General features: G+C 36.7%; 18 protein-coding genes. 9 read left to right on the forward strand and 9 right to left on the reverse strand.

Annotated elements, in window-relative coordinates; all coding sequences use genetic code 11:
• Positions 1-279: 279 nt before the first annotated feature.
• A complete protein-coding gene (locus ACYIAL_RS07595) occupies positions 280-615 on the reverse strand; it encodes a zinc ribbon domain-containing protein YjdM (protein ID WP_483751355.1) in 336 nt (111 codons plus the stop codon).
• Between the two features lie 1,623 nt (positions 616-2,238).
• Between ACYIAL_RS07595 and suhB the strand changes: the two genes are divergently transcribed.
• Both suhB and ACYIAL_RS07605 read left to right on the forward strand, forming a co-directional pair.
• Positions 2,239-3,042: an inositol-1-monophosphatase gene (gene suhB, locus ACYIAL_RS07600; protein WP_085247132.1), complete on the forward strand. Its 804-nt coding sequence runs from the start codon at positions 2,239-2,241 to the stop codon at positions 3,040-3,042.
• Positions 3,043-3,163: 121 nt separating this feature from the next.
• Complete coding sequence (locus ACYIAL_RS07605; RefSeq protein WP_483751356.1) at positions 3,164-5,353, forward strand: heavy metal translocating P-type ATPase; 2,190 nt, start codon at positions 3,164-3,166, stop codon at positions 5,351-5,353.
• Positions 5,354-5,457: 104 nt separating this feature from the next.
• Here ACYIAL_RS07605 and ACYIAL_RS07610 read toward each other — a convergent pair whose 3' ends face one another.
• The 4 genes from ACYIAL_RS07610 to metC all read right to left on the reverse strand — a co-directional run bounded on the left by ACYIAL_RS07610 (position 5,458) and on the right by metC (position 9,909).
• Positions 5,458-6,858 carry an FAD-binding oxidoreductase gene (locus tag ACYIAL_RS07610; RefSeq protein WP_483751357.1) on the reverse strand — a complete coding sequence of 467 codons (1,401 nt, stop codon included), beginning with the start codon at positions 6,856-6,858 and terminating at the stop codon, positions 5,458-5,460.
• Positions 6,859-6,897: 39 nt separating this feature from the next.
• On the reverse strand, positions 6,898-7,206 hold the full coding sequence (locus ACYIAL_RS07615) for a hypothetical protein (RefSeq protein ID WP_174796545.1): 309 nt from the start codon (positions 7,204-7,206) through the stop codon (positions 6,898-6,900).
• Positions 7,207-7,360: 154 nt separating this feature from the next.
• Positions 7,361-8,659, reverse strand: coding sequence for a tRNA lysidine(34) synthetase TilS (gene tilS / locus ACYIAL_RS07620; protein WP_483751380.1), 1,299 nt, complete (start codon positions 8,657-8,659; stop codon positions 7,361-7,363).
• Between the two features lie 32 nt (positions 8,660-8,691).
• The gene (metC, locus tag ACYIAL_RS07625; RefSeq protein ID WP_483751358.1) at positions 8,692-9,909 is read right to left on the reverse strand and encodes a cystathionine beta-lyase; all 1,218 of its coding nucleotides are present in this window, start codon (positions 9,907-9,909) and stop codon (positions 8,692-8,694) included.
• A gap of 120 nt (positions 9,910-10,029) precedes the next feature.
• Between metC and ACYIAL_RS07630 the strand changes: the two genes are divergently transcribed.
• On the forward strand, positions 10,030-10,647 hold the full coding sequence (locus ACYIAL_RS07630) for a 4'-phosphopantetheinyl transferase family protein (protein ID WP_483751359.1): 618 nt from the start codon (positions 10,030-10,032) through the stop codon (positions 10,645-10,647).
• 50 nt (positions 10,648-10,697) lie between these two features.
• On the opposite strand, the gene ACYIAL_RS07635 is transcribed toward ACYIAL_RS07630, so the two are convergent.
• Positions 10,698-11,471 carry a tyrosine-protein phosphatase gene (locus ACYIAL_RS07635; protein ID WP_174796548.1) on the reverse strand — a complete coding sequence of 258 codons (774 nt, stop codon included), beginning with the start codon at positions 11,469-11,471 and terminating at the stop codon, positions 10,698-10,700.
• A 103-nt stretch (positions 11,472-11,574) separates the two neighbouring features.
• Between ACYIAL_RS07635 and pepB the strand changes: the two genes are divergently transcribed.
• The gene (pepB, locus tag ACYIAL_RS07640) at positions 11,575-12,855 is read left to right on the forward strand and encodes an aminopeptidase PepB (RefSeq protein WP_174796549.1); all 1,281 of its coding nucleotides are present in this window, start codon (positions 11,575-11,577) and stop codon (positions 12,853-12,855) included.
• Between the two features lie 59 nt (positions 12,856-12,914).
• Here the strand turns inward: pepB and ACYIAL_RS07645 are convergent, their stop codons facing one another.
• Positions 12,915-13,481 carry a peptidylprolyl isomerase gene (locus tag ACYIAL_RS07645; RefSeq protein ID WP_174796550.1) on the reverse strand — a complete coding sequence of 189 codons (567 nt, stop codon included), beginning with the start codon at positions 13,479-13,481 and terminating at the stop codon, positions 12,915-12,917.
• A gap of 275 nt (positions 13,482-13,756) precedes the next feature.
• On the opposite strand from ACYIAL_RS07645, the gene ACYIAL_RS07650 reads away from it, so the two are divergent.
• The 3 genes from ACYIAL_RS07650 to robA all read left to right on the forward strand — a co-directional run bounded on the left by ACYIAL_RS07650 (position 13,757) and on the right by robA (position 16,123).
• Positions 13,757-14,428: a phosphoribosyltransferase family protein gene (locus ACYIAL_RS07650; protein WP_483751360.1), complete on the forward strand. Its 672-nt coding sequence runs from the start codon at positions 13,757-13,759 to the stop codon at positions 14,426-14,428.
• A gap of 106 nt (positions 14,429-14,534) precedes the next feature.
• The gene (gene nfuA, locus ACYIAL_RS07655; protein ID WP_483751381.1) at positions 14,535-15,110 is read left to right on the forward strand and encodes a Fe-S biogenesis protein NfuA; all 576 of its coding nucleotides are present in this window, start codon (positions 14,535-14,537) and stop codon (positions 15,108-15,110) included.
• Positions 15,111-15,205: 95 nt separating this feature from the next.
• A complete protein-coding gene (gene robA / locus ACYIAL_RS07660) occupies positions 15,206-16,123 on the forward strand; it encodes an MDR efflux pump AcrAB transcriptional activator RobA (RefSeq protein WP_174796552.1) in 918 nt (305 codons plus the stop codon).
• Between the two features lie 45 nt (positions 16,124-16,168).
• On the opposite strand, the gene trpR is transcribed toward robA, so the two are convergent.
• A complete protein-coding gene (trpR, locus tag ACYIAL_RS07665) occupies positions 16,169-16,459 on the reverse strand; it encodes a trp operon repressor (protein WP_202984945.1) in 291 nt (96 codons plus the stop codon).
• Positions 16,460-16,470: 11 nt separating this feature from the next.
• Positions 16,471-18,411, reverse strand: a complete 1,941-nt coding sequence (gene sltY, locus ACYIAL_RS07670) for a murein transglycosylase (RefSeq protein ID WP_483747045.1) — start codon at positions 18,409-18,411, stop codon at positions 16,471-16,473.
• A gap of 164 nt (positions 18,412-18,575) precedes the next feature.
• On the opposite strand from sltY, the gene iscR reads away from it, so the two are divergent.
• Positions 18,576-19,031 carry a Fe-S cluster assembly transcriptional regulator IscR gene (iscR, locus tag ACYIAL_RS07675; protein ID WP_065589729.1) on the forward strand — a complete coding sequence of 152 codons (456 nt, stop codon included), beginning with the start codon at positions 18,576-18,578 and terminating at the stop codon, positions 19,029-19,031.
• 44 nt (positions 19,032-19,075) lie between these two features.
• Positions 19,076-20,290 (forward strand): IscS subfamily cysteine desulfurase, encoded by a 1,215-nt coding sequence (locus ACYIAL_RS07680; RefSeq protein WP_483747044.1) that lies wholly within the window; start codon positions 19,076-19,078, stop codon positions 20,288-20,290.
• Positions 20,291-20,300 lie beyond the last annotated feature (10 nt).

Here is a 20,300-nt window from a genome sequence, read left to right on the forward strand (position 1 = left end):
CAAACAATACTGTTATTTCAGCTCACTAATTGCAGAAAACGGTTGCAAAGTACGATGTAATTTGTACTTGTTTTTTGTGGCTATTTATCGAAGTTTATATTTTAACGTATTGATTTTTTGATAAATAAAAAACAGTTAAATGAAAAAACAATGTTCTATGTGAATGTTTTTATTGTGTGATAAAGCATATTAAGCAATATCTAAAACTAAACATCTTAATGCTGATAAAATCAGCATTAATCGTGTCTTTTAATTAGGCTCTTTAATGAAAATTTTTGATTAAGCCTTTTTAACAAAGCAAGCTTTAAGCATAATTTTCATGCCGTCAATTTTGCAATCGATTTCGTGATCACCTTCGACTAAACGAATACCTTTGGCTTTAGCACCTTTTTTAAGTACTGTTGAAGAGCCTTTTAATTTCAAATCTTTAATCAAAATAATATCATCGCCGTCGGCAAGCAAATTCCCATTACTATCTTTTACTTGTAATCCAGCATCAGAAGATACCGCTTCGTTGGGATCCCATTCGTGGGCACATTCAGGGCAAACATAAAACGAACCATCATGATACGTATGTTCAGATTGGCAAACAGGGCAATTAGGGATAGATTCCATAGTTTACAATTCTTCCAGATTAAATAAAAATGGCGTTTACTATAGCAAAAAAATGCTATTAAGTCATGGATGTTGTCTATTTGATTACTGTCAGATTCTCAAAAATAGTGGTGATGAAAATATAGCAGGTATTAATGATGTTGTTTGTAAAAGTTAATAATTAATTCACCGCTGAATATGAATAAATTATAAGAAAATATCGGGTTATTTATATTTCATGATTAAATTAACCCGCTAAAAATGCCTAGGCGTTTTGTTAGGAATCGCTTTATTCAGTTTAACTATATGATAAAATTTAATAAAAATTTTAAGTTTTTGTTTTCTTTCTTTTGCATCGCTGACTATTTACTGATTATGCTGCATCTTCATTAAATCGCCTATCGCTTTCGGCTTTCTCAGTTGTTTGAGCTAGGCGGTTTTGTGAATTTTTGATTGATACGATGCTGATCACATGCTTTAACAATTAGATACTGCGAAGCTTCGTCTAATCACGAAACGGTATAGAATCCTGAATATTTTTTACAAAAATACAGTCTAAAATTCATGAAAGTCCCTATCGTTTTCGACTTTCTCAGTTGTTTGAGCTAGGCGGTTTTGTGAATTTCTGATTGATGCGATGCTGATCACATGCTTTAACAATTAGATACTGCGAAGCTTCGACTAATTATGAAACGGTATAGAATCCTGAATATTTTTTACAAAAAATACAGTTTAAAAGTAAACAACCCGTCTTTATTTAAGTCCCTATCGTTTTCGGCTTTCCCCGTTGTTTGAGTTAGGCGGTTTTGTACATTTTTGATTGATACGATGCTGATCGCATGTTTTAACGAATAGTGACTGCGAAGCTTCGACTAATTATGAAACGGTATAGAATCCTGAATATTTTTTACAAAAAATACAGTCTAAAAGTAAACAACCCGTCTTTATTTAAATCCCTATCGTTTTCGGCTTTCTCAGTTGTTTGAGCTAGGCGGTTTTGTGAATTTCTGATTGATGCGATGCTGATCGCATGTTTTAACGAATAGTGACTGCGAAGCTTCGACTAATTATGAAACGGTATAGAATCCTGAATATTTTTTACAAAAAATACAGTTTAAAATCCATGAAAGTCCCTATCGTTTTCGGCTTTCCCCGTTGTTTGAGCTAGGCGGTTTTGTGAATTTCTGATTGATACGATACTGATCGCAGGTTTTAACGAATAGTGGCTGCGAAGCTTCGACTAATTGTGAAACGGTATAGAATCCTGAATATTTTTTACAAAAAATATAACCTAACAATTGAATAGTTGTGTAAATACACTCATAGTGTGCATGCAACTGACGTAGAAAATTACGCTGCTTGTTTTAGTGTTTTATATTCAATGGATGTCATATTATTTAATGCTTTATGCGCTTTCGGTGCTGTAAATGGAATGTTCTATTTTGTGCTGTTTTTTGGCCACAAACACCCCCAAGTTTCCATGGCTTTTACTAACAGCCCAGCCAAAACTATTTTACCTATCAATTCCCTTATACTCTGGCAATAAAGTAGCAAAACCTTTATACTATGTGGTAATTTTTAGTATCTCTAAATCAGTCTTACTAAATCAATCCGTTCTTTAACATCATCAATTGGAAGAAAATTATGCATCCGATGCTGAATATTGCTATTCGCGCTGCTCGTAAAGCAGGCAATGTGGCCATTAAGGCTTATGAAAACCCTAGTTCAATCGAGATCGAAGCCAAAGGCGCTAATGATTTTGCCACTAATGTGGACCGTGCTGCCGAGGCTTTAATTGTTGAAACAATCAAAAAAGCTCATCCCGACCACACTATTATTGCCGAAGAAAGTGGCCTTGTTAAAGGTAATGATGCAGATACACAATGGATAATCGATCCAATTGATGGTACGACCAATTTTATCAAAAATATCCCTCATTTTGCTGTGTCTATCGCAGCGCGAGTTAAAGGTAAAACCGAGATTGCCGTGGTTTATAACCCAATGAGTAATGAGCTGTTTACGGCTGCTCGTGGTAAAGGTGCTCAACTTAATGGTTACCGTATTCGAGTCAGTAATGCCAAAGATTTAGACGGCAGCGTACTTGCAACAGCTTTCCCGTTTAAAGCTAAACAGTACAGCGACAGCTATTTTGCCGTTTTGCAAAAGTTGTTTGTTAAGTGTGGCGATTTTCGTCGCGCAGGCTCGGCCGCTTTAGATTTGGCTTATGTTGCCGCAGGTCGTTTAGATGGCTTTTTTGAAATTGGCTTAAAACCATGGGATATCGCTGCTGGTGAGCTGATTTTGCGCGAGGCTGGCGGCGTTATTACCGATTTTGCGGGTGGTAATAATTATCTGGTTTCGGGCAATGTTGTGGCTGGTAATCCTAGAATTGTAAAAGATTTATTGGTTTCTACCCAAAACGATTGGCCAGAAAAATTACGTAACTAATTTCCTTTCTTTTTTCACAGGGTTATTTAAGCCCTGTGATCACCGCTTTATTTTTGTGCATAACCTCTAATATTCAGTATATACTAACTTTAAACTCGATAAACCATATAGGGTATATATCATGAAAACGGTTCAGTATCATTTTATTGTTGAAGATATGAGCTGCGCATCTTGTGTTGGGCGCGTTGAAAAAGCACTTAAAAAAGTCGACGGTGTGATTGATGTTAGCGTTAATCTCGCAACCGAAAAAGCAACGGTTGATGCTGATGCACATGTAAAGCTCGAAACATTGATGTCTGCTGTTGATAAAGCGGGTTATCATGCGGTTAAAATTACTGAGTCAGCAGGTTATCCAAAAAAATCGAAAAAACAATTAGCTAACTGGACTATTGTTACTGCTGTAATACTGGCTATGCCTTTTGTGTTGCCTATGTTATTAGCGCCGTTTGGGATAAATTGGATGATGCCTGCTTGGTTGCAATGGGGGATTGCATCGGTTGTACAATTTGGCTTGGGGGCTAAATTTTATCGAAGTGGCTTTAGTGCGGTGAAAGCAGGGGCTGGCAATATGGATTTATTGGTTGCTATCGGCACAAGTGCTGCGTATGGATTATCGGTTTATCAGGTGATGGCTGGCAATGGTGAACATCTTTATTTTGAATCGTCAGTTATTATTATTACCTTAATCTTGATCGGTAAATGGCTAGAATCAAGAGCTAAACATCAAACTACCCAAGCAATTGCAGCGCTTGGGGCGCTACGGCCTGATGTTGCGTTAGTCAAGCAAGGTGATCAAGAAGTGAGTTTACCCATTAGCCAAGTTAATATGGGGGATATTGTTATTGTTAAGCCCGGTGAGCGTATTGCTGTTGATGGTATTGTGATTGAAGGCGCATCAAGTAGCGATGAGTCAATGTTAACCGGTGAGAGCTTGCCTGTAAATAAATCGGTTAACGATGTGGTGACTGGTGGTACGATTAATGGTGAAGGCTTACTGCTTGTTAAAACCACAGCTATTCAGGCCGATTCTACTTTATCCAAAATCATTGCAATGGTTGAATCGGCTCAGGCCAAGAAAGCACCGATTCAACGAATTGTTGATCGCATTAGTGCGATTTTTGTGCCGGTGATTTTATTGATTGCACTAGTTACGTTATTGGCTTGGGGAATGATATTGCATAATTGGCAGCAAGCATTACTTTATGCGGTTGCGGTGTTAGTGATTGCTTGCCCATGTGCGTTAGGTTTGGCAACACCAACCGCGATTATGGTGGGGACTGGGGTGGCTGCTCGCCATGGTATTTTAATTAAAGATGCCGAAGCGTTAGAAACGCTACACAATGTTAATACGGTCGCATTTGATAAAACCGGTACACTCACCATCGGTAAGCCTGAATTGGTTGAAATGGATATTATAGGCAGTGAGACGCCCGATCAAATTTTATCGCTCGCCGCATCATTACAAGCTGGTAGTGAGCATCCACTTGCCAAAGCCATTTTAAGTAAGGCTAAAGAGTATGATTATGCTCAAAATATTACCTCGGTAGCAGGATCGGGGGTGATGGCAGCTGTTGATAATACGCAGTATTATTTAGGTAGCTTGCGATGGATGAAATCATTAAATGCCTATTTTGTTGGCATGGACGATAAGATTAATGAGTTAGCCAGTAAAGGTTACACCATTTCATTTTTAGCTAAGCAGCAATTAGAAGGTAATGTGGTGATATTAGCGCTATTTGGTTTTGCTGATGTAATCAAGCAAGAAGCAAAAAATGCCATTGAAGCATTGCATCAGTTAAATGTAAAAAACGTTATGTTAACCGGAGATAACCAGAAAGCGGCGAATTACGTTGGGCAGCAGTTAGGCTTGGATAAAGTCATTGCTGAAGTATTACCGCAAGATAAAGCCAATTATATTTATCAATTACAAAAAGAAAGTCATGTTGATAGCCATAATCGAGTGGCAATGGTGGGGGATGGGATTAATGATGCGCCAGCATTGGCTGCTGCGGATATTGGTATAGCCATGGGCACGGGCACTGATGTGGCTATGCATGCAGCAAGTATTACTCTCATGCGTGGTAATCTGTTTTTAATTGCTGATGCAATTGATATTTCGCGCCGAACTTATCATAAAATTAAACAAAATCTATTTTGGGCATTTTTCTATAATTTGATTGGTATTCCGCTAGCGGCATTCGGTTTTTTAAATCCAATGATAGCTGGTGCTGCCATGGCGTTAAGTAGCGTGAGTGTGGTTACTAATGCGTTGTTACTTAAACGTTGGAAAGCAAGATCGGAAAATAGATAGTGTAGTTTGGTTTGGCAAGGAGGCTTATAGCCTCCTTAATTTTTGGTTAGAATTAAAAGTCATTGAATAGAATAATAACCAAGATAACTATATTTTTGTTTTGGTTACTGAATCGTTTTAGGACGGTATCGATCCAACAGCATATTACTAAATTTATTTTCTGGATCTAACCGTGCTTTAAGTTTAAAAAAACGCTCTGCTTGTGGATATGCGCGCTGAAACTGTTCAGCGGTTGCATGTAATTGATAGGGTAAATAATAACTGCCAGCATTGGCTAGTACCGCATCGATTAGCTCTCGAGTCCAGATCCCTACCTGCTCTTTACTGTGTTCATCGGTCGTTTGCTGATAATAAATAACAAAAGCAAACACTTCCGTTTTGGCCCATGCCAGCAACGAACCGCTATCTGGATTTGCATGTCGAATAGAAATATTGATGATATTCGCCTGATGTTTTTTCACAATGGCAATTAATTGGGGATAAAAATCATCAAACCGTTCTACCGGTATAAAATATTCTTGTAGCGCATAACTTTTATTTTTTTCAGCAATAGGCTGTAAACTGGCTACATCATAACTGGCTTCATAATTACGCCACATCACGGGTTGTTTTACATAATCGACATCATCATGAACTTTTCGTAATTCTTTGCCTAAAGTGGATGAAGAGACGATTTTTAGTTTTACCTGTTGATTATTTGAAGATTTATCGTTAGGTCTTAATCTATCCAAAATAGTCAGTGGTTCTTGTGTTTGTTTAAATGTGACTGCACGGACTTTTTTAAAATCAGGCGGATAGATTATGGCATTGTGAAATATTGCGGTTTTATCAGGACGGATATGCTGAGTGAAATACGAGTGATACTTTGTCATTGGCATAACTTCATTAATACGTTTTACCTTAACATTATCAGTAAGTTGCAATGTGACTTCTGTGATAACGCCTAAGCCACCATAACCACCAATAGCACCATAAAATATATCCTGATTTTCTTCTGGGCTGGCTATTACTACTGAACCATCGGCAAGTACGATTTTGAACTGTTCGACAGATAGGATAATGGGCCCTTCTCCAATATAGCGACCATGCACATTCACACTCAGTGAACCGCCAATACTGAAATTGGCATAGCTTTGCATGATTTTTACCGATAAGTTATAGGGATCAATAAGTTCTTGTACTTGACGCCAACTTGCGCCGGTCTCAATGGTTAAACGTTTTTGCTCAGGATTAAAATCAATCACATGGTTCAGCTTTTGCGTATCTATTTGGATTGCGCCTGTTATTGCTGTTTGTCCACCCATGCTATATTTTCCTCCAGCGATACTAATTGGACCAGTGGTATTTTTGACCAGTTCGACCACCTGCTGGGTCGATTCTGGTTGCACAATCGCAGCGACTTGTACTGGTGTCATACCTGTAACATCATTGACAACAACTGCTTGCGTATTTAATGGTAGTAACAGGCAAAGACAGCAGCTTAATAAATGTAATTTTTTCATCATAAATTAATATCTACTTGATCTATAATAAAATAACTGATTCTATCTGATTACAAAGAATTCATCAACAAAGGTAAGGTCTAATGTTGTCAAATAGTGATAATAACCAAGATACATTTCATCTTTATAAATTTTTAAGCACATTTGAAAAACGGGTTCAGTATAACCTCCCGTTAAAATCAAACTTAGACTTTCACGAAAAGTCAGTGTCTTGATATCTTGCTTAGTATTAAGCTCTAATTCGGTGTAGTTATTATTAAGAATGTGCTTTAAGCTTGTCATGGCTAGTTTTTTTAACCTATTATGGATTAATTCAATATCTGTAGATTTTAGATAATCAGATAGAAGCATAATGGTGATAAATCCTGATATTTGCTGATAATCATATTAACCTTAATAGCTTTTGTTTATTTAACTAAGCTATATTGCCTTTAACAAATATGATTATTTTAGCTAATCTTTTAAGTGTATTATTGTTTTGCATATTAAACATCATCGATAAAACCTATAAGCCATTATTCACGAGATTAAAACCGATTTGTGTGCCTTTTCCTTGTTCGGTAACAAACTTGCCAACAGCGCAGATCAGTTGTTCATTATAGTAAATCAACGGGATTCGTGTACGCATCCACGGTGGAATGTTATGTTCTTGCCATAGCTTTTTTATTGATCGCGAGCCATTGCGATTGATAATTTGAAATTGTCCTTGAGCATGAAATCGTATGGTGACTTGTTCATCTGCATGGGGTAAACGGCAAGATAAATCAGTGTGATAATTAATCTGCAATTCACCAACATTATCTGGCAGAATTAAAGGTAAAGCCAAATCCCAGTTGAGGATTTGTTGTTCAATATTTTGGTATAACGGTAATAAATAGAGTTGATTTTGATAGCGACGAATTTGCCTGCAATGTAGTATGAATTTAGGGTTGGCATCTTCTTTTGCTAGCACAACCGTTTGCCAAATGAGTGCTAATTGCTTTTGGCTTGGCATCGTCATTTGTTGGGAACGCAGCCACATGCGCAACACAGCATTGCGTTTATATTCTGAACACGTCATTAAAGGCGCTAGATTTAGCTGTCCTTGTTGGCTAACCATTTGTTGAAAATCAGCTAATAATAATTCATTAATTAACGCTTCTTGTTGCTGACATAATTCAGCACTGCGTGCCACCATTTGCGAAAAATGTGGCCAGCGTTGATTCAGTATTGGTAAGACTTTTAAGCGTAAAAAATTGCGGTCATAACGATCATCTTGGTTGCTTTCATCTTCTATCCAGTTGAGTTGATGCTGATTAGCATAAGCTTCAATTTGTGCGCGTGAAATTGTTAATAAAGGGCGAAGATGTTGCTGATTTTCCTGTGGCATGGCGGCCAATCCCGCAGGACCACTACCACGTTTTAATGCTAAAAGGAATGTTTCGCATTGATCATCAAGATGTTGCGCAGTGCATAAGGTTTCGTCATTTTTTAAATGACGATAGATAGCTTGGTAACGCGCATTTCTGGCTTGTTCTTCGATATTTCCTGCATTAGGGTCGAGTTTGACTTTTTCAATAATCAGTGGAACTTGCCATGTTTGGCATTGTTTTTGGCAATGCATTGCCCAGTTGTCAGCATTGCTGCTCAAACCATGATGAATATAGATTGCCCTTAGCTTTAAATCAGGTAATAATTGCTGTTTAAGTGCAACTAGTGCATGCATTAATACGGTTGAATCCACACCACCACTATAAGCAACCAGTAGTGCTTTGTGGTGTGTGATTTTATGCATAATTGTTTGTTTGATGCTTTCATCAAACATTGTTTGGTGTGGGTTATTCATCTTCTATTTAATTACACCAAGCTTTGTAATGCATTGGCTTTATTTTTGTGTTGTTTGATTCTGTCTAAACCAGCCGCAAGATCGGCAATTAAATCATCAGGATCTTCAAGACCTATATGTAGCCGAATTAGTGTTCCCGCAAAGTCTATGCCAGATACAGGTCTAATGTTTGCAAGTTCTTCGGGTTGATTAGCTAAAATTAATGACTCAAATCCACCCCATGAATAAGCCATTGAGAAATAAGTTAAGTTATCAAGAAAATCAGACAATTGCACGTCGGTTAATCGATCTTTGAGTATAAATGAAAATAAGCCACTTGCGCCCGAAAAGTCACGTTTAAAAAATTCGTGTCCTTTACAACTTTCTAATGCTGGGTGATTGACGGTCGCCACTTTTGGGTGACTGGCTAACCATTTTGCTACTTTTAAACCGCTTTCGTGATGTTGTTTTAATCTTATTGCTAATGTGCGTAAACCGCGTGCAGCCATATAGGCGGTATCCGCATCACACATTTGTCCCATTAAGTAAGAACGTTCGCGCAAAGTTTCCCAACAGCGCTCGTTAGCAACCGCGGTACCTATCATGGCATCAGAATGGCCGATAAGGTATTTAGTACCCGCTTGTATTGAGATATCAATATCATGCTCTAACGCTTTAAATAAAATCCCGGCACTCCATGTGTTATCTATCATAATTATGATTTCAGGATTAACACTGCGAATGGCTTTAACAATCGATGGTATATCGTGAATTTCCATCGTAATTGAGCTTGGTGATTCTAAAAATACGACTTTGGTATTCGGCTTAATGTGATTTGTGATATAGCGACCAATTAATGGCGAGAAGTAATCGGTTTGAACACCAAAATCTTTTAAAATGTGTTGGCAAAAATCTTGAGTGGGTTCGTAAACGGCTTCTGATACTAAAATATGATCGCCAGTTTTCACAAAAGCTAAAATGGCATTAGTAATAGCCGCTGCACCACATGGATAAAGGTAACAACCCGCTCCCCCTTCAATTTCAACCATCGCTTCTTGTAGTGCAAAATGGGTCAATGTGCCGCGGCGGCCGTAGAATAATGCACCATTGGCACGATTTTTTGTGGCTTCTTTTTTGGTTTCAATAGAATCAAAAACCAGTGAGGATGCACGTTGAATAACCGAATTAACCGCACCTTGTGTATAACGCTTTTTACGTCCTGCATGAACTAATTTTGTTGGTAATGACATGATAAGACACCTTTGCTGCTATTTATTAATGTTGGTATTTTGATTAATTTTGATAACAGTTAGCATAGCATGCTGTTAAAATAGTAAAAAATAAATTTTATTAATATTCTCGTTCCGATTATGCTTATAGTTCAACTCGCTAATCTTAATGATGCCGACATTGATGTTTCACTGTTGTCACCCCAGCTTCTTGATGAAGCTAATAAATTACATGGTCAACGCAAAAAACAGTTTTTAGTTTGTCGTTCAATATTGGCTAGCTTACTTAAACAGTATTGTGATATTTCGGTGTTACCCACTATTAAGGTTGGTGATAATGGTCGTCCCTGTTTTTTACAGCAACAGCTACCCGATTTTAATATCAGTCATAGCCAAGATTGGGTGGCAGTCGCAATTTCGTTAACAGATAAGGTTGGTTTAGATATTGAAGTGGCACGCCCGCGTAAAAATTATCTGAATGTGGCTAAAAACTTTTTTGCGGATGATGAGTTTCAATGGATACTTAAGCAAGATGATGCATTAAGGGCTTTTTGGCAATTATGGACATTGAAAGAGTCGGCGTTAAAGTTGTATGCCAAAGGGGTTTGGCAAATAAAATCGGTTAAAGTTAACTTAAAACAGCAGATGATTACAGCGCCTTTTGGGCAAGATTTTTATTATCAATATCGTCAAGTGGGCGATGTTCATCTGTCTGTAAACAGTAATCAACCGATTTCTAAATGGGTTTTGTTATCTTAATATAGCACTTTGCCATTATCTTTTATGGCAAAATAAATCATTACAATTTATTAAACTAGATAGATATCTTGGATTCTTTTTCTATTGTTTGCATTTAATTGATATTCCTGTGATAACCAATCGTCAATAGAATCATAACGCATTTTAATTGCGTCAAATGCGGCTGTTAAATACTCTTTTTTGGCGGCAAAAATTAATTTGCGGTTTTCAAATTCATCAGGAGTAACCTTATGTTGGTATTGGCGTAATAGATTTTCACGATAATCCGACAATAGTTGTTCAGTTAGCAAATAATCTTGCATGATAACTTCTTCACTCACACCTAAAGCAAACAGCGTTAATGCGACGCCAACACCCGTACGATCTTTACCCACTGCACAATGTTGCACTAATGGTTTACCTTGTGAGTTCAGTAAGATTGACGAAAGTTTTTGGTATGCTGGGTTATTAAATGGTAGAAGCTGGTATAGCTTAACCATAAAATCAAATGGTGCATTTTTTTTCAGTGTTTGGTGGGCATTATCTAGATCGCTTGTTAAACTTGCGGTGACTGTATCGCTCAAAGGGTTAGCAGGTACATTAATATAATGAGTGTTTTGCCATAATTTATCTGGATTTCGAGCAATTTCATCAGGATCGCGATAGTCTAAAATATAGTGCAGGTTTAACTCATCAGATAAAAAAGATTGCTCTTCTGGCGTGATCAATGAGAATGCACCTGAGCGGTATAGCAGACCCGATCGAATTTGACGTCCATCGGTTGTTTTGATTCCACCTAAATCACGAAAATTAACTCCATTTTTTATTGGTACAACATAAGTCATTACTACCCCTTATTTATACTTAACTTTACTTGCTATATTAACATGTTTCTGATTAGAATTAATCCACTGTTTCTACTATTACGAATGATTTAAGGTACTTATTATGTCGATGTTATCTGTTTTACTTTCTGATAAAGCTGCGCCAACGCAATGGGGAAAAGATGCACTGCTGAGTTTTTCGAACGATACAATTACTATTCACTATAAACCGGAGCATCGCTTAGGGGCGATTCAACGTGCGGGAAGAAAACTTGATCAGCAAGGAATAAATTTGGTTAAACTAAGTGGCGAAAACTGGGATCTTGAGGCTTGTTGGCATTTTTGGTTAGGTTATCGTAATGCCAAAAAAAGCACCAAGGTAACTTGGCCAAAACTCAATAGCAAAGATAAGCAAGAATTAAAACATCGCTTAGCGATTATTGATTGGTGTCGGGACATTGTTAATGAGCAAGCCGAAACATTAAGTCCGTTAGCACTAGCAACACAAAGTGCAAAATTGGTCAGTGCCTATTCAGCTGATATCACTTATAACATCATTTCAGGCGAGGCTTTAAAAGAGCGCGATTATATGGGGATTTATACGGTAGGTAAGGGGTCAGATAGGCCGGCTACGTTACTTGAGCTTGATTATAATCCCACTAAAGACCCTAACGCACCGATTACTGCTTGTTTAGTTGGCAAGGGGATTACGTTTGATTCGGGCGGTTATAGTTTAAAACCAAGTAGCTTTATGGAATCAATGCGTTCAGATATGGGCGGTGCTGCATTAGTAACGGGAGCTTTAGCGCTAGCGATTGCACGAGGGCTACATCATCGGATCAAACTCTATTTATGTTGTGCCGATAATTTAGTCAGTGGCAATGCCTTTAAACTTGGCGATATTATTCGTTATCGTAATGGTAAAACAGTTGAAGTTGATAACACCGATGCCGAAGGGCGTTTAGTATTAGCGGATGGCCTGATTTGTGCTGATAATGACAAACCTCATTATATTATTGACTGCGCAACGTTAACAGGTGCTGCTAAAATTGCAGTGGGGAACGATTATCAATCCTTGCTCTCTTTTGACGATAGCTTCGCTAATCAACTGTTAGTGAGTAGCGATATGGAACATGAAGCTTTCTGGCGATTACCATTAGCCGAATTTCACCGTTCTCAATTTCCGTCATCGTTTGCCGATATGGCAAATTCAGGTTTACCGAATACCGCTGGTGCGAGTACTGCCGCAGCTTTTTTATCACATTTTATTAAAAACTATCAACAAAACTGGTTACATGTTGATTGCTCCGCAACATTCCGTAAAAGCGCTACAGCATTATGGGCAACAGGCGCAACGGGAATTGGGGTGAGGACAATTGCTAATTTACTTTGTCAGCTTAAATAATACTGAAAAAACCACTTGAAAAAGTGGTTTTTTATTTTTTTTAAATAAGTAAATATTGTTTAGTTATTTTTAATAACAGCAACTTTTTTAATATAAATTGGTTCAACAGGAACATCTCTATGTGGACCCATACGTTTAGTTGGTACATTAACAATTTTGTCAACAACCTCCATACCTTTAATCACTTTACCAAACACCGCATAACCGTACCTTTCTGGAGATTGGTAATTAAGAAAATCATTATTGACTACGTTGATAAAAAATTGGCTAGTTGCACTATTTACTTCACTGGTTCTTGCCATTGCAATGGTGCCGCGATCATTTTTTAAGCCGTTATCTGCTTCATTTTTAATGGGTGGGTTATTGTCTTTGAATTTGAGTTGATCATCAGCACCACCACCTTGAATCATAAATCCAGGAATGACGCGATGGAAAGTTAAATTCTCATAGAAGCCACTATTGACATAATCAAGAAAATTTTTAGTGGTAATTGGGGCATGTTCGCTATCTAGTTCAATTTCAATGTCGCCCATGCTGGTTTGTAATAATACTTTGGTGTCTGCTAAAGCAACGGTAGAAAGCAAAGTTAGTAATATTGTAATAAATAATAGTTTGATTTTTTTCATATATTAATTCCTTGAACCTAGGAGGGAGGCTGATTATACCGAATATTTGATTATTATAAATAACTATTATGAAAAATCAGATAATTTTTTGTGTTGTCGATCGTAGAAGTATTTAATTTTGTGCAGTTATAAGATGAGTTTGCTTATTATATTGGTCTTGCTTGATAAGAAAAGCAAAAGTCAGGAGTTATAAAAAATGGTTTTTATAAATTTAGTTTTTATATTGCAACGTCATGTTACCTGAAACTTTTTTACCAATAAGTATATAGGATCCTATGCGGTGTATTTTGTGTGATATGCCTTTATCTTTGCCTCATCAGGGTATTTGTTGTCAATGCGTTAAAAACTTACCTAAATTTAATAAGGTCTGTCATCAGTGCTGTTTGCCGCATTCTTTATCGACAGATATATGTTATCGGTGTCGTGCAAAGAAACCATACTGGGATGAGCTTATTGCTGTTTCTGAATATATTAATCCACTAAAAAAATTGATTCATCATTTAAAGTTCTATAGAAAAATTGAACTGAATACGGCATTGGCAAGATTGATGTTTTTAGCTTGGTATCAACGGCGAGAAGTCGATGCTTTAATTAAACCTGATTTGGTCACTTGTGTGCCATTGCACCATATTCGTTATTGGTCTCGTGGTTTTAATCAAGCTGAGTTATTAGCAAAACCGATTGCAAGATGGTTAAATCGTGATTTTTCTCCTTATTTGTTATCTCGACAGCCAACTATGCAAGATCAAAAAAATCTATCGCTTACCGAACGAATCGCTAATGTCGAAACACTTTTTATGTGCCACCAAGATCTTTCTCACAAATCGATCATGCTTATTGACGATATCGTTACAACTGGTAATACGATTAATGCCATTAGTCAGCAACTAAAAAAATGTGGTGCAACAAGTGTTCATGTAGTTTGTTTATGTCGTACAGTATTGTAAAATCCTGAACAACCCCTATAATAACCAAGAAAGTTAGTCAACTATTATTATCAATGATATTAGGTCTGTTTATTACCTAATTACATTAAAGTGAGGGATTATGTCTATTATCACTATTTCTGAGTCAGCTCAACAGCATTTTAAAAAATTGCTTGCTAATCAACCTGAAGGAACACAAATTCGGGTCTTTGTTATGAATCCCGGTACGCCAAGCGCAGAATGTGGTGTTTCGTATTGTCCGGCTGATACTGTAGAAGATAGCGACATAGAAGAAAAGTTTGCTGATTTTTCTGTTTATATTGATGAAATGAGTGCACCATTTTTAGAGGAAACGGTTATTGATTATGTGACTGATGAGTTAGGTTCGCAGTTAACATTAAAAGCACCAAATTCAAAAATGAAAAAAGTGGCTGATGATGCACCACTTATTGAACGTGTTAATTATGCAATTCAAGCGCAGGTTAATCCTCAGTTAGCCAGCCATGGCGGGCATGTGAGTTTAGTTGAGTTGACCGACGATAATTATGTTATATTGCAATTTGGCGGTGGATGTAATGGTTGTTCAATGGTTGATTACACTTTGAAAGAAGGTATCGAAAAACAATTAATGACAGAGTTTCCTGAACTTGCTGGTGTAAAAGATATTACTGAACATCAAGCTGGAGCGCATTCTTTTTGCTAAAAATGAAGAAAATAATTTTTATTTAAGCCTTGCTTATTGCTGGGATTAAGTCATAATCGGGTGACGTTTGCCATTTGATATTCTGATGGGGTTATATGAATCAAGTGAGTATTATTTCAGATCTTATCGTTTGGATTGAAAAAAATTTGGAACAACCATTATCTATTGATCATGTTGCACAAAAATCAGGTTATTCAAAGTGGCATTTACAACGTATGTTTAAAGAAGTCACAGGCCAAGTTCTTGGTACTTATATTCGTCATCGCCGTTTAACGTATGCTGCACTTGCTTTACGTATGACAAGTAAACCGATTTTAGATATTGCAATGCAATATCGTTTTGACTCCCAGCAAACATTTACCCGATCTTTTAAAAAACAATTTAATGAAACCCCAGCAAGCTACCGGCGAGGGGAGTTTTGGGATCCTACAGGGCTAACACCGGCTATTGAGCTCAATAAAAACAGGCTGTCATTGCCTGAACCAAAATTTATTAATATGCCAAAACAAACTTTTTGGGGTATTACCTTTAAGAATAATTGTAATTTGAGCCAATTATTAGATGAAGAAAATAAACTAAGATCGCAATTTTTTTATAATTATATATCCCGCTGTAATCATAAATGTGAAAATCTACCAGATAAAATTTATGCTTTTAGTCGTATATTGAAAAGCAAAGAGAATGCTAATGAACAAGAGCTTTTTTATACCATTGCTTTAGATCATAATAATAATCTTGAAGGTATTGAACAGGTTGTGAGTGAAGGTGGTTTGTATCTTTGTTTTAAATATATTGGCTCTCCTGATGAGTTTAGTGATTTTATTTCGCAAGTGCATTTAGCCGCTATGCCAGCATTAAAAGTGCGTTTGCGTAGCTCTAGTTGTGTAATTGAAATTCATCATAACCATCATGATGGCACCGCCGAATCGGTTAAGGATATCACACGTATGGAGTGTGATTATTGTGTGCCGGTTGTTACTGAAAGTGAAGTCAATATCCAATCCAATTTATAGTATAGTGTGATATAAAAATCGGTTAATAGATATTGACTGATGTATTTAATTATTTGAATTTAACAAGATATTTTCTAACCATTTTTTGAATTCTGGGGTTACTTCTTTTAGACTGTTCGATCCACGTGTTACAGTTGCAATTCCTATCCCAAGTTGCTCTTTTAGTTGACGTTGATTGATTGAACCATCAAGTAATGAATGTACAATTTTGACGCGAGTAATTAAAGCATCGCGTTCATCAGCGGTCATTAATAATTTTAATATATCAAGTGAATAACCATCGTTAAATGCTTGGTGTAATATTGCAACTGTTTGTTTCCATTCGTTAGTTTTCATTATAATCACCATTAATATTGTTTATTAAATTCATTTGAATTAAGAATATTGACATTTTTTTGCCCTAAGATTATTTGGTAAATGTAATCATATACCAATACATTTTTCACATAATTACGCGTTTCGGTAAACGGTATGCTATCAATAAATGCAATAGCATCCAGTTTTCCATGACTATTATTAAGCCATCTTTTTACACGATTAGGGCCTGCATTATAAGCTGCTGAAGACAATATACGATTATTTTCATTTTGTTGATAAACAGTGTTTAAATAGGAAGTACCTAATTCTATATTCGTTTTAGGATCAAACAATTGTCCCGATGAAACATAAGTGACTGAATTAACTTTTTTAGCGGTTTCTTTTGCTGTCGCTGGCATTAATTGCATAAGTCCGCGGGCGCCGGCAGGGGATTTGGCAGTGGTATCCAGCGCACTTTCTTGACGAGAAATAGCTAAAGCATAAGATAACGCAATCGCTTTATCTTTTAATGCATTGTTATATAAGTCCTTGTACATAATCGGTAAACGTTCAGTCCAGTTATTCCAAAGCTTACCAACAATGGTTGCTTGAATACTAAGATCACCCCAGCCTTTTTGTAAGGCATATTGAGCTAATGCTAAATATTCATTTTTGTTGGTTTGTTTATTTAACATATATCGCCATTCGTTGCTTGATTCTGATACCATACCAAAATAATATAATTCGTTAATTCTTTTTACATAGGGTTGATTATCATATTTGGTTTTTAGTGTTGATATTTCAGATGGTGTAATCTTTTTAGATTGGTTATTGAGCGAATAAGGTTGATTAAGTGTTTGTGCACTTACCATACCATAAAATCCACGTTTGGTTGTTAGTGTTTGTAAAATTTGGTTAGCTTCATTTTTTTGATTTTTATTGAGTAATACTCGAGCTTGCCAATATTGCCATTCTTCTTTCAATTTATCTTCCGGCGATAATTGTGCTAGCCAATGGGCAATGTCAGTAAAGTTATAGGCATCGATAGCAAGGCGGATGCGCTTTTCGACTAATGTTGTATCATGATATTTGGCAATATAGTTATCACGCCATTTAATTTGTTCATCAGTTGCAGAATCTTTAAAGTAGTTGTTAGCCAAACTCTTTTGTAATGCAATTTGCTCAGCTTCACTTAACGTTTGCTGTGTAACCAGTTTTGGCAATAACGATGCCGCTAAGTTGCTATCTGCTTTTACTAAGCGAGAAAATGATGCTAGAACGATCTTTTTAGTGAAAGGGCTAGCTTTAATATTTTTTGAAAAAGCTTCTAATTTTTTAGGATTATCAAGTACAGCAAGTAAATGATTTTTGGTTGTTTTGTAGTTGTCATCAAGTAAGTTAGCTAGATGTCTGGCTAATTTTAAATTATTTGCTTCAATAGCCAGTTCAATACGTAATAGTACTAAATTAGCTGTTCGCTTACCTGCTTGAGCCCATGCGTCGAGTAATGGATCGCATGCAGAAGGAAGTTCTTTACCGGTCATCCAAAGCGATTCAATAGCACTAAAGGCCGCCTCGTTATTTCCTTGCTGTAGCAATGCATATTGATAGCGACAATTAGAGAGTGTGGAATTATCTTTGGGAAATGAAACGATTGTATTCCAATCTTGACGATTGCTTAATTCCGTTAGATAAGTTTGCGTTAATGTAGCGGTTAGCGGAAAGTCATTATATTTTTTGACAAAATCACTTACCATTTGTGGTGAAACTAATCTAATATTATTCTGAAAAAACTGTATGGCAGCATAAGGGTACAATGGATAATCTTTTATGGCAGTGAGCAATGTTTGCTGTTCTTCAAAAGTCAGTGATTGATAAGAATTAAGCCATCTTTGATAATGTTCTCGCAGCGCCTGTTGAGAATCAGTCGCGTAAGTGTTACTTGTGAACAGTAGGCTTATTATTAAAAAATAACGTAAAACTAATTTCATCCTTTAACCCCCTATGAGAATTCATTTTTATTAGATTAGCATATTAAGCTATGATTCGTCGATGATGAACTACCGCTTAATTCCTACTAAAACACTCAACTAAATACTTGACTAAATTAAGAGGATATATACAATAAGCGTTAACAAATATAGGGGAATAATCAATGAAACTGACATCAAAAGGACGATATGCGGTGACGGCAATGCTTGATGTTGCTCTACACGCTGATTCAGGACCGGTATCACTTGCTGATATTTCAGAGCGTCAAGAAATTTCACTTTCTTATCTGGAACAATTGTTTGCTCGATTACGAAAAAATGGTTTGGTTCGGAGTGTCAGAGGTCCTGGCGGTGGTTATATACTGAGCCGTTCTATGGATCAAATTGCTATTAGTTCAATTGTTAAAGCTGTCGATGAGACAGTGCATGCAACAAAATGTCACGGGCAAGATGGATGCCAAGGCGGTGTTAGGTGTTTAACTCATACACTATGGAATGATTTAAGTGAACGAATTGAGGACTTTTTAACGAGCATTACATTGAGTGAACTAGTTAATAATAAAGAAGTTAAAGCCGTAGCTAGTCGACAAAGTAATATACAACACGTTCAAATTAATTAATAAAATACAATATACAATACAGAATTTGTCATTGGGAGTACTTAATGAAACTACCTATTTATATGGATTACGCAGCGACAACGCCCGTAGATCCTAGAGTTGCTGAAAAAATGATGCAATATTTAACGCCAGACGGTATATTTGGTAATCCAGCATCTCGTTCCCATAAATTTGGTTGGCAAGCGGAAGAAGCCGTTGATATTGCACGTAATCAAATTGCCGATCTTATCGGAGCAGATTCTCGTGAAATCGTTTTTACGTCAGGTGCAACTGAAGCCGATAATTTAGCAATCAAAGGTGCTGCTCATTTTAATCAAGCCAAAGGTAAGCACATTATTACTTGTAAAACTGAGCACAAGGCTGTGCTTGATACTTGTCGCCAACTTGAGCGAGAAGGTTATGAAGTGACTTATTTAGCACCAGAATCTAATGGTATACTCGATCTAGATAAACTTGCAGCAGCAATGCGCAGTGATACAACCGTTGTATCAATTATGCATGTTAATAACGAAACAGGTGTAATACAAGACATTGAAAAAATTGGTGAGATGTGTCGTGAGCGAGGCATTGTTTTTCATGTTGATGCAACACAATCGGTTGGTAAATTGCCCATTGATGTGACCAACTTAAAAGTTGATTTAATGTCATTTTCGGGTCATAAGATTTATGGGCCAAAAGGTATTGGTGGGCTTTATGTAAGACGCAAACCACGTGTGCGCATTGAAGCACAAATACACGGTGGTGGCCATGAACGTGGGATGCGCTCAGGTACTTTACCTGTACACCAAATTGTAGGGATGGGCGAAGCATATCGTATTGCTAAAGAAGAGATGGCAACCGAAATGCCACGCTTATTAGCCCTAAAAAACCGTTTATGGAATGGTTTAAAAGATATTGAAGAAGTCTATCTTAATGGATCTTTAGAACATAGTGTGCCAAATATTTTAAATGTGAGCTTTGCTTATATTGAAGGTGAATCATTGATGATGGCTTTAAAAGATTTAGCCGTTTCATCTGGTTCAGCTTGTACATCTGCAAGTTTGGAACCCTCTTATGTACTTCGAGCATTAGGTCTGAATGATGAGCTTGCGCATAGTTCAATTCGTTTTTCTATAGGCCGTTTTACCAAAGAAGAAGAAATTGATTATGTTATTAAATTAATTAAAGAATCTATTGGAAAATTAAGAGATTTATCGCCACTTTGGGAAATGTTTAAAGATGGCATTGATTTAACAAAAATTAAATGGTCAGCACATTAAAATTAGGAGT

The sequence above is a fragment of the Gilliamella sp. X-57 genome, assembly GCF_057063565.1.